Source organism: Okeania sp. SIO2B9, from assembly GCF_010672505.1.
In the GTDB taxonomy this organism is placed as follows: domain Bacteria; phylum Cyanobacteriota; class Cyanobacteriia; order Cyanobacteriales; family Microcoleaceae; genus Okeania; species Okeania hirsuta.
Window position 1 is genome coordinate 1 of the sequence record NZ_JAAHGK010000668.1, and the last position, 4,183, is coordinate 4,183.

Below are 4,183 nucleotides of genomic sequence, written 5' to 3' on the forward strand. Positions count from 1 at the left end.
GCCATCGAGCGTTTCGGCATCAAGCTGCCCGGTGGTTAGCAAGCGGAAGGCGGCGAGAAGCCCGCCGTGATCCAGCACCGCGCCCAAGGGATCGGTGAGGCGCGCGGCGGTCTGCGCGGCCAGCACGTAGCCGCCGGCTACGTCTGGGGCTTCATGATCTTCGACCAGCCCGCGCGCCAGGGCGATTTTGCCGCCGGGCAAGGGGAGCGCGCCATCGAAACCGCCGCGCAACACGGCCAGATCGGGGGCACCGAGCCGCGCACCGAGCCGCGCCATGCTGGAATTATTTGCGGAGGTCGCACAAGGCGGCCCGCTGATCCGCGTGATCCGGCTCAAAAGCTGCGCGCCGATCTCAGCGCGGGCCAGCAAGACTTCAATAATTAAGTAGTTAGTATAATTCAATAACGTTAAGAGCGATTATTAGCAAGTAAGTGTATATTATTCTTATGTTTACTACTCCCCCACTCCCCCATTCCCCAACTCCCCTTTCTTCCTCTAATACCTACGATTAATTCTATCTCTAGCAGCTACTCCTAAAAAATATTCTATAGGTTGCTCCGAATTAGAAACAACTACAAATTGATAATAACCAGAGGTTAGGGTTTGACCCCTCCATAGATTTATATTTCGATCTTCTACTAATGCTCTAGACCTACCACGATACTTTTCAGGAGGATAAATAGATAAGAAAACTTCTGGAGAATTAACTCGTAACCTGACGCGTAAAATTTGGTCTGCTTGTATCCATGCTAAATAAATTTTACCTTCTCCTGGTTGTAAATTACCATTCACAACTTCTCTAAATGAACCTGGTGTAAAACGAATTTCTTCTAAAGATTTTCTACTTTGTAAAGCTTTCATTGTATCGGTAGCGATCGCTTGCCAAATTTGACCCATTGGTAAACCAATTATGTTTTTTCCACGGGGTTGTTCTGAGAATAAATAAAAAAATCGAGCATCGGTCAAATCATTAAAAGCTGTACTACTAATATTTAATCTATGAAGTTGAGACTTCCATCGATAAATATCATCTTTACTATAATTTCCTAATCTACGACGAGCATCTAAACTTAGCGTTTCTAGTTTGTTAAGTAACTGGTTTGCTATTTCATACCACCGCCACTTCCATAATTTATCTTCTGAAGTTTCATCACTCAAAGTTTGCCCTTTTTTTTGAGGATATTTAGCGTAGAAAAAGTCATCTACTAAAGGAAAAAAGAAAGACTCTTCAATGCCAGATTTTTGGAGGCTATCGCTCAATTCTTGGGGTTTCTCTTTGACAATTTTATCTTTTTGATTAGAGTTGTATTCTAACCAAAAATTACCAGCTATCCAACCTATTCCTCCCATGCCAAATATTGTTACTAATACTAATAAAATTGTTGACCAAATTGAAAATTTTTGAGGGTTATTAGTCGTAGCTGGAATTTGGGAAACTGGTGTTGTTGTGACATTGGAGATTTGATCTGCGGTAATAGGTTGAGTGGAGATGACATTTGGTGCTGCTTGGGTCGGTGTTAGGTCAGTGCTAGAAGCAAAATTTTCAAGCTCTGCTATAACTTGACTAACTGTAGAATAGCGATCGCTTGGTTGAGGAGCTAACATTTTATCTAGCACATTACCTAAATTTGGACTAATGCTAATTATTTTGCGCCAGTTAAAGGTTAAATCGTGAGGATCTATTAAAAAAGAGGGTTCTTTTCCTGTCAGTAATACTAAGACTGTTGCTGCTAAAGCATATAGGTCGCTGTTGGCATTAATCATCCCTAGTCGCATTTGTTCGTCTGGTGCATATCCGACTTTACCCAACCTTGTTGCTTGGAGCGAAATACCATGAGCATATTCAGATACTACTTTTGTTGCTGTTTCTTTGACTCCACCAAAATCTATTAATACTGGCAGTTTATCGGAGCTTCGCAGAATGATATTATCTGGGGAAATGTCGCGGTGAATAACTCCCAAGTTATGAATATATTCTAAGACTGGTAATATTTGTAGTAAAAATTTTGTTACTTCTGTTTCGCTAAAAAAAGTGCCTTGACGTTTGCGGTTTTCTAGCAAAGCACGATAAGTTTTACCTTCTACATAATCTTGTACTAAAAATAGGTATCCTTCTCCATCTAATTTAACGCGAAACATTTCTCGGAACCCGGGTATTTGTGGATGTCGCAATTTATAAAGTACCCCTGCTTCTCTTTCAAATAATTCTTGGGATTTTTGTAAGGCATAACTACCGTGTACTTGGGGGGCAAATTCTTTGAGTACACAGGGTTCTTGGAAACGATGGTTATCTTCTGCGAGGTAGGTGCGTCCAAAACCACCATGTCCCAATTGTTTGACTATTTTATAGCGGTTAGTGAGTATTAGTCCGGGATATATAGGGTTATTCATAAACAGGGATTATGGTTAGTTTGGGTCCAAGTTAGGGTTATTTCATTATATTTAAGTTGAACTTTCCGTTACAAAAATCGAAATTATAGGTTTAGGGGTATAAAGGTTAGGGATAATTTAATTCTGTTAAAAATCAGAGGTTATATTTAATTTAATCTATTATCTCTACAGGGTAGCTGATGATGTGACTGTGATAGTGGTTTTAACTAATTACCTTAAGTTCGTAATTTTGATTTATTAATCATTGGGATTTATGAATTTATGAAAATAGTTGAAAAGTAATTTTATTATTGGCATAAACTAATTTCTCAATGATTGACTGCTTTGTTTCCTAAACTGGTGAGGTATGAAAATCAATTTATCGGCTTTTCCCATTTTGTGAAGCACTCGGATGTGAGTGTTGATATTTTCAATATGTTGCGTATGTCGCAATAGTCATTTCATTTTATGAAGCTCCAAAATGACTACTTTGTTTCCCCTGACTGGTGAGGTGCGAAAATCAATTAATCTGCTTTTCCCATTTTGTGAAGCACTCGGATGTGAGTGGTGATATTTTCAATATGTTGCGTATGTCGCAATAGTCATTTCATTTTATGAAGCTCCAAAATGACTACTTTGTTTCCCCTGACTGGTGAGGTGCGAAAATCAATTAATCTGCTTTTCCCATTTTTTTCTTCTATATCCCCTATTCCCTATTCACTATTCCCTGACTTCTGCAAGAAGTCTAATTTTCTGGATTTGTAATTTCTCCCATAAACAAAATAGTGCCAGAATTATTATCTCTAATGGCAAAAAAGAAAGGACGATTAACTAACATATCGACAGTTATTACTTCACTTTCCAATGTTATTCTTACACTGGTAGTTGCTGCTGCTTCTGTTCCAGTTTCATTCACTTCAACAAATGTTTTATGCTTAACTTCACTGATAAATAACTTCTCACGACTCATTCCAGAGAAGTCTGCTCTTCCACCTTGAAAAGCTATTTGCATTCCTAAAGATTTCAACATATTATTGAGAGTCACTTCATATTCATTTTTCAACGTTGGCAAACCTAAATTAACTTCGTAACTTTCAAACTGTTTCATCCAATTTTCCCAGTTTTTTTGATTCAACACTTGATAAAATCCCTCTAAACTGACTTGTTCCCTGGGGAGAAATATATACATACTAACCAGACCTTTTTTATAGGGCAAACTCACTGCCTGAAAATATTGATTCTCGTAATATAAATGTCTTGACGATTGGAACATAATTGGATGTTGTTTTTGAGTTCCATTGGCTAAATAAAAAGGCATATCTTTAGTAGAATATTCAGAAAATTGTTCTTCCCAATTGCCCTGAAAATAAATAGCATTTAATAACACCATGACATCCTCGGGTTCGAGTTTTTGAATAATTTGATCTATTTTGCCTTCAGTTTTATCTTTTACCCAATTATTGATAATTTTCAGACTTTCAGGATCGTCAAAGTCAATTTCTCTTACCTGACTCTGATAAAAATCTTGATTTACTTGGATAAAACTTGGATAAAAAGATATTCCCTTTCTAGTCCAGATTGAGTTAGCAATATTTAATTTAATCTCGGGATTTAAACTATTTAATAAAATTCCTAAATCCTGATTTGCTTGATTAATTTCCTCTAAACTCATTCCCTGAAAGTTTAAAGTTTTAGCCATAGCTTCTTGAGTTTTGCCAGCAGCGCCATTGTAGGTCATTGATAGAGCGATCGCTATACTTATTGGTGAGATAAAAACATTTTCATTGGATTTGGATTTCTGAATTTCTGAAAA

The 4,183-nt window shown here is 37.7% G+C and carries 3 protein-coding genes; all 3 read right to left on the minus strand.

All coding sequences use genetic code 11. The features are described from left to right. A partial coding sequence (locus tag F6K13_RS21225; RefSeq protein ID WP_287288293.1) for a hypothetical protein occupies positions 1–402 on the minus strand: 402 nt, incomplete at its 3' end. A 93-nt stretch (positions 403–495) separates the two neighbouring features. Then, complete coding sequence (locus F6K13_RS21230) at positions 496–2,391, minus strand: serine/threonine-protein kinase (RefSeq protein ID WP_124147057.1); 1,896 nt, start codon at positions 2,389–2,391, stop codon at positions 496–498. 724 nt (positions 2,392–3,115) lie between these two features. After that, the coding region (locus F6K13_RS21235; protein WP_287288295.1) for a serpin family protein at positions 3,116–4,183 on the minus strand (1,068 nt) is incomplete at its 5' end.